At 60.3% G+C, this 5483-nt stretch carries 5 protein-coding genes and 1 pseudogene; 1 reads left to right on the top strand and 5 read right to left on the bottom strand.

Going from position 1 to position 5483, the window contains the following annotated elements; genetic code table 11:
• The 5 genes and pseudogenes from KAK11_RS21535 to KAK11_RS21520 form a co-directional block, all read right to left on the bottom strand.
• A pseudogene (locus tag KAK11_RS21535) lies at positions 1-368 on the bottom strand (efflux RND transporter periplasmic adaptor subunit); the annotation flags it as partial.
• Positions 365-922: a hypothetical protein gene (locus KAK11_RS21530; RefSeq protein ID WP_210811685.1), complete on the bottom strand. Its 558-nt coding sequence runs from the start codon at positions 920-922 to the stop codon at positions 365-367. The gene KAK11_RS21530 and the pseudogene KAK11_RS21535, both read right to left, overlap by 4 nt.
• Positions 923-980: 58 nt before the next feature.
• Positions 981-2210, bottom strand: coding sequence for a TolC family protein (locus KAK11_RS21525; protein WP_246499223.1), 1230 nt, complete (start codon positions 2208-2210; stop codon positions 981-983).
• Between the two features lie 183 nt (positions 2211-2393).
• Positions 2394-2756, bottom strand: a complete 363-nt coding sequence (czcI, locus tag KAK11_RS22350; protein WP_375140709.1) for a cation efflux protein, CzcI family — start codon at positions 2754-2756, stop codon at positions 2394-2396.
• 177 nt (positions 2757-2933) lie between these two features.
• Positions 2934-3701 (bottom strand): hypothetical protein, encoded by a 768-nt coding sequence (locus tag KAK11_RS21520; protein ID WP_210811682.1) that lies wholly within the window; start codon positions 3699-3701, stop codon positions 2934-2936.
• A gap of 650 nt (positions 3702-4351) precedes the next feature.
• Here KAK11_RS21520 and istA point away from each other — a divergent pair.
• Positions 4352-5483: IS21 family transposase (gene istA, locus KAK11_RS21515; protein WP_210811681.1), on the top strand; the 1132-nt coding region annotated here is incomplete at its 3' end.

The raw sequence follows: 5483 nt of genomic DNA, 5'->3' as shown, positions 1-5483 counted from the left end.
CCTTTGCGTACGGACTGTCCCGGGTTGGGCAATCCACGCGGGCCGGGCTCAATGCGGCCTGCGTTCAGAGGTTGCACTTTCCCGCCAGCGTTCGGGTCCATCAGCACCTTTGCCGTCAGCTCTACGGAGCGTGGCAGTTCGGCGGCAGTCGTGGTGAGTGTTCGAACACCGAGTTGGCGCTGCGCAGGCTTGGGCAGAAAGACACTTCCATCTGGCAGGCGCTGCGGGCCGTTGGCACTGGGCTTGGCACCCCCATCGCCATGGTCGTGGCCTTCGCCAGCGAGCGCGCCCGTCACGGCTGCCAACGCCAATACAAGGCTGGCTGTGGCCAATCGCTGGATCTTGAAGTGGGTCAATGCGCGCTTCATGCCATACCCCCAGCGCGGAATTGACGCGCTGATCTTGCGCGACGGCCCACGATGATCAGCACGACCAGCGCTGCGATGCCCCCCATCACCCAGATTGCATATTCCTTCCAAGAATGGGCGTGCTCGGCCTCATCGGTGTGCTCAGCCTCGTGGACGTCTAGCTCTGCGGCCAGCAAATCAGTCTCCGTGCCGGCGGTCACCGTCGCGGTGATCGACAACTCGCCGGGCTTTGGCGCTTCGGGCAGAACAATCTCGAACTCATCACTCCCTTGTTTGGTGGCCTTGAACTTCTGTCCACCAATATCGAGCTCGATCTGCGCCTCTGTGACGGGGCTGTTGTCTGCAGCCCGGTCTAGATACAGCGTGATCTGTTTGCCGTTGAGCACACCCACCAGCTCAAACAGCTCTGATGCGGCAGCGAACCTCGGCAGCGCCGACCCGGTGGCTGCGGGTGCTGGTGAGCCATGGTCATGGCCATCACCAGCGAAGCCAAATTGGGGGACAAAGAGCAAAACAGCAAGGCTGATCGCGGCTAAGGGAGAGATAAGTTTCATGTTCTGTGATCCAAATTTTGTTCAGATGGCATATGGCCGACGCGCCGGGGCGTGGGTCTCACTGGGGCAACAGGCCCAGTGCTTGGCGCCATGCAGAGATGGCTGCTGCAAGTTCGATGCGCGCGCGGGCCGCTTGGCGGTCGGCTTCTGTCGCTTCGGCCTCTATGCGCAGCCGGGTGGGCAGGTCGGACTCACCCAAACGAAATGACTTGTCAAAGAAGCCGCGTGACTCGCGCGCCAGTTGGGCCCGCCTGTCGGCAGCGACCAGCTGCAATCGGGCGGCTTCAACGCGCGCCTTAGCCGTATCTCGTTCACCGGAGAGGCGCGCGCGCTCCAAGGTCATGAGCGCTTCGAGCTCTACGGACTCAGCCCTTGCCGCTGCAAGACGTGCGTCGTAGCGAGGCCCTGCGCCAAAGGGAATTCGCACACCCACCGTGACAGTCTGCTGCCATGCTTCGCCGGCAGCCCCTCGGCCACGCGTAGTTGCAATCTTCAGCTCCGGGCTTGCACGCGACTGTGTGGCCGTAAGCGCCACGACCCCTTGGGCCACGGCTGCGCGGTCCCTGAGCCATTGAAAGTCACCATGCGCGCTCAAGTCAATCGGTGAGGGATCAGGGGTCGGTTCGGAGTAGGGTTCTGCCAGTGTGAGTTTGGCGTGGGTCGCAGGCGTTGCCATCAGGGCCGCCAGCGCCTGCCGGGCCACCGAAGATGCAGCCTCGGCACCCGCCACCGTCGCCTGCGCAGCCGCCACTGCACCGTCCGCCTGATGCTGGTCTGCTCTGGCCAGATCGCCTGCCTTGAGGCGTTTGCCAACATCCAGCGCAATGCGCTGGGCACTGTCTAGCTGATCTTGCGCGGTCGCCAGCTCAACAGCCGCGCGTTGCCAATTCCACCACGCCTCACGCACAGTTGCGGCGACCCGCAGTTGGGCAGCCGTTGTTCGGCTCCCGACAGCACGACTCTCTGCTTCGGCCAGCGCTTGGCTACGCCCACGCTCTCTTGGCAGCCACAAGGGAACGGTCAAACCAATCTCGTATTCGCGGGTACCTAGGCTGCTGCCTAGACGGTCCGTCTTGCCGGTCACCTCTAGCGCTGGGGGCTCTGGCGTCCAAGCTTCTGCCGCACGCTGATGCGCTTGCGCGGCGTCGCGACGCATGGCCAGCGAGGCGACCTCGGGCTGTTGCGACCAAGCTGCATCAAAGGCTTGGCCGAGAGTCAGGCGCTCAGGCTTTGCAGCAGCCTGCGCAAACAAACTCGTAGTGACCGCGCTGAGCGCGATTGAGAACATGACGCCGGCAGTCTTCTGCCATCGTCCTTGTGCAATAACGGTTCTTCGGTGCATCCGATACTCCAGTGTTGAAAACAACTCACGGGAGATCGGCGAGGGGTCATTCGCGATAGGACAGCCGCTGCCAGCAGCGGCCAATCAGGCGCGAAAGGCTTCAGGGAAGAAACGCTTCCTCCTCGCCGATCAGGCGAGGAGTGCCCACTGAGGGCGTTCAGGTGGGCTGTGCACCATTGAACGAACCACGCATTGAGCGGGCGCGGCTGGCTGAGAGGCCAATGTCGGAGACGTCAGGTTGGCTGACGGGCAAGCCATGCCCGCGCAACTGCCGTGGCAGTGCGCGCAGTCGAGGTCACTGCCTCCCAGGGTCTTGCTGGCCGAGGCGTCGTCAACCTTCTTTGCTACAGCGTCAGCGTTGTGCTGATGCTCGTGATGTCCGAAGTGTTGGGAGGCTGCGCCGCTCTCGTGACCGCAATAGCTCGTCACTGCCGCCCAGGTGAACTGGACAGGCAGCAAAGCCATCAAAAGGATCGCGAAAAGGCGGCGCATTTGCAAAGAATAGCAGATGTCAGACAGCGAGATCGATGAGTAAGCCCTTTGTTTGCCGAGCAGTACTGGCCTTTGCGCGACGCCAGGTCCTCTGCTGAAAGCGGCAGCCTTGAAGCTGCAGAACCTACGGGTTGATAGGGGTCTGGACGGACTAACCCGCTCATTTGGGCCAAGGTTTCAATCTGCCTGCTGGCGGGCTTCATTTCGGAGACGCGCCTTGTACCAAGGCCGCTCTCGCCAGAACATCTGCATCAGCAGACGCTGATTTGGCGCAACATACAACCAATGCCGACACAGCGGATCTGTGAGGTCAAAAAGGGCCTCAAAGTCCCGTCTCAGCTCCGGGAGATCCGCCACGATGGGTTGGATCTCTCCATAAGCGTCAAGGACCCACTCGCGCAGTTGCGGCAAGCCATGCATTTCTGACTGCACTGCCAACAATATGACAGCTGCCAAGGCATCAAAGCTGCCTAGACCGACCAGTGCGTGCACATCATCCTGCGTTAGGAACCTTTGACGCAGATGCTCGCCTTCGGCCTGATCGTCGACTTTGTAGAGAATCCCGATCACTGCGGAATCCAAACTTCGCAGTGCTTCATCCAGCGTTTGAACACTGAAACGCTCTCCCTTGAGTGCCCTCCAGATCGCATGGTGATACCACCGTGCTGTCCCAGCAAACCGTGCCTCAGCGTCGGCTACTGCATCGCGTTTGCCCTTCACCGAGGTCGGGCTACGACGTCCGGCTTCATAGGCGTACCACTTGCGAGGGCGACTGATTCCGTCTGCGCCCCTCGAGGCCCAAGGACCATCTATCAGCGCCTCGATCGCGTGAGCACTCGGCAGATTGCTGCGCGACTTGACGACCTGGAACCAGATTCTGGTACGCACGACGTCGACCGCATCCCGTTTGGGACGTCCAGCGCGAGAGGTCAGAAGTACAGCCATGGGGGGTAGTGTTCAGAAATTGCGAATATCTGTTCGGGTGGTTGCCCCTGACTTCACCGTCAACACTGGGCGTCACCGAGCGTGACATGTGAGGCCAGCCTCATGCAAAACCGTTGATAGATCTCATTTCGGGGCGGCCATGGACAGTCCTTCATCGCAGGATCAAATGGTTCAAATTCAGCAATCCCTTACAGCTGAGTTGCAGACCAAGCACGGCCCTGTGCTGGGGGGGATCGATTTAGCACGGGCGCTAGGCTATCGCAGCTCCGCCGCTATGCGTCAGGCACGCCACCGAGGACAGATCGAACTCGCACTATTCACCCTGCCAAACCGCAGGGGGCACTACGCCATGACCACCGAAGTAGCGCAATGGCTGGCCATGGCCCGGATCCACCGAGCGCTCCCAGGCGCAGTCGTCAATGAAAAGGAGGTGCCATCTTGAGCTGAGCACACCAAGCTATTGAAAATACCCACCCAGAAACGCAAAAGCCCGAGAAGGCAATCTCGGGCTCAAGCGTCCGGTTGACACCGGAGACCATTGAAACAGTGGCTTCATGAAGTGTCTACGGGCAACACCAACCTGTCAATACGGGTCGGCGTGCTGGGTGAATTCGTCCTCAAGCATCCGAAAGACACGCATGCGACTACCCATGGCGTTGCAGCGCGAAATCACGCGCCTGCACTTCCACGATCCCAGCCTTTCTCATCGGGCTCTGGCCCGCTCACTAGAGGTCTCGCCCACCACAGTGGCCACTATGCGCCGCTATGTTCTCCAAACGGGTTTGACCTGGACCGAGTTGGCCGAGTTGGACGACCCGTCATGGCGCAAGGCCTTGCAAAATGAGAATCGATCTCTGGCCCAGACCAAGCCTAAGCCAGAGTGGGCCCACATTCATGCAGAGCTTCAAAGGCCTGATGCAACGCTGGAAGTTCTATGGCGTGAATGGCGGGAATCAGTGCCAAATGGGATTGGCTACAGCGCCTTTGCTGACGGCTACCGTGTCTGGTCCCGGAATCGGCATGTGGTGATGCGCCAAGTTCATCGTCCTGGCGATCGGCTGTTTGTTGACTTCGCTGGCCGCACGGTGGAGATACGAGACCGTGACGGGGGGCCTAGCCAGTTTGCACAGATTTTTGTAGCGGTCCTCGGCTACTCAAACTACACCTTCATCCACGCTGTCCTTACCCAAAACGCTCGGGACTGGGCCGAATGCCACATCCAAGCCTTCAATGCGCTTGGCGGTGTTCCCCTTTGGATCGTGCCGGACAACTTGAAAGCAGCCGTGCTGCGTCGAGGGCGGGAGAAGATCGAACTCAACCCTGTCTTTCGTGCATGTCTCGCACACTACGGCACAGCAGCCCTGCCGGCGCGACCCAGGCGCCCAAGGGATAAAGGCAAGGCAGAGGTGGGTGTCCAGATTGGACAACGCTGGGTGCTGTTCAGGCTGCGAGATCGAGCTTTCTTTAACGTGTCGGAACTCAACGACGAGTTACGACGGCTCACCGCGCACCTCAACGCCCACCCATTCAAAAAGCTAAGCGGCAGCCGCGAACAACGCTTTGAGACAGAGAGAAAGGTTCTTCAGCCACTCCCAACGTCAACATTTGAAATCTGCGACTGGCGCTATCAAGTTCGTGTTGGCCAAGATCACCATGTCGAGCACCATGGCTGCCACTACTCCGTGCCGTGCGAACTGGCCGGCAAGCGTGTTGACTTGCGCTTCACTGCATCGCTGCTAGAAATCTTGCACGAAGGACGTCGAGTCGTGCTGCACCCGCTCA

It is taken from the genome of Ideonella paludis, assembly GCF_018069865.1.
Lineage (GTDB): Bacteria > Pseudomonadota > Gammaproteobacteria > Burkholderiales > Burkholderiaceae_C > Ideonella > Ideonella paludis.
This window is presented reverse-complemented; position numbering and strand designations above follow the sequence as displayed.

Coding starts and splice junctions, on each gene's coding strand:
- KAK11_RS21525 (WP_246499223.1), bottom strand. CDS start 2,210: ATGTTCTCAATCGCGCTCAGCGCGGTCACTACGAGTTTGTTTGCGCAG.
- KAK11_RS21530 (WP_210811685.1), bottom strand. CDS start 922: ATGAAACTTATCTCTCCCTTAGCCGCGATCAGCCTTGCTGTTTTGCTC.
- czcI (WP_375140709.1), bottom strand. CDS start 2,756: ATGCGCCGCCTTTTCGCGATCCTTTTGATGGCTTTGCTGCCTGTCCAG.
- KAK11_RS21520 (WP_210811682.1), bottom strand. CDS start 3,701: ATGGCTGTACTTCTGACCTCTCGCGCTGGACGTCCCAAACGGGATGCG.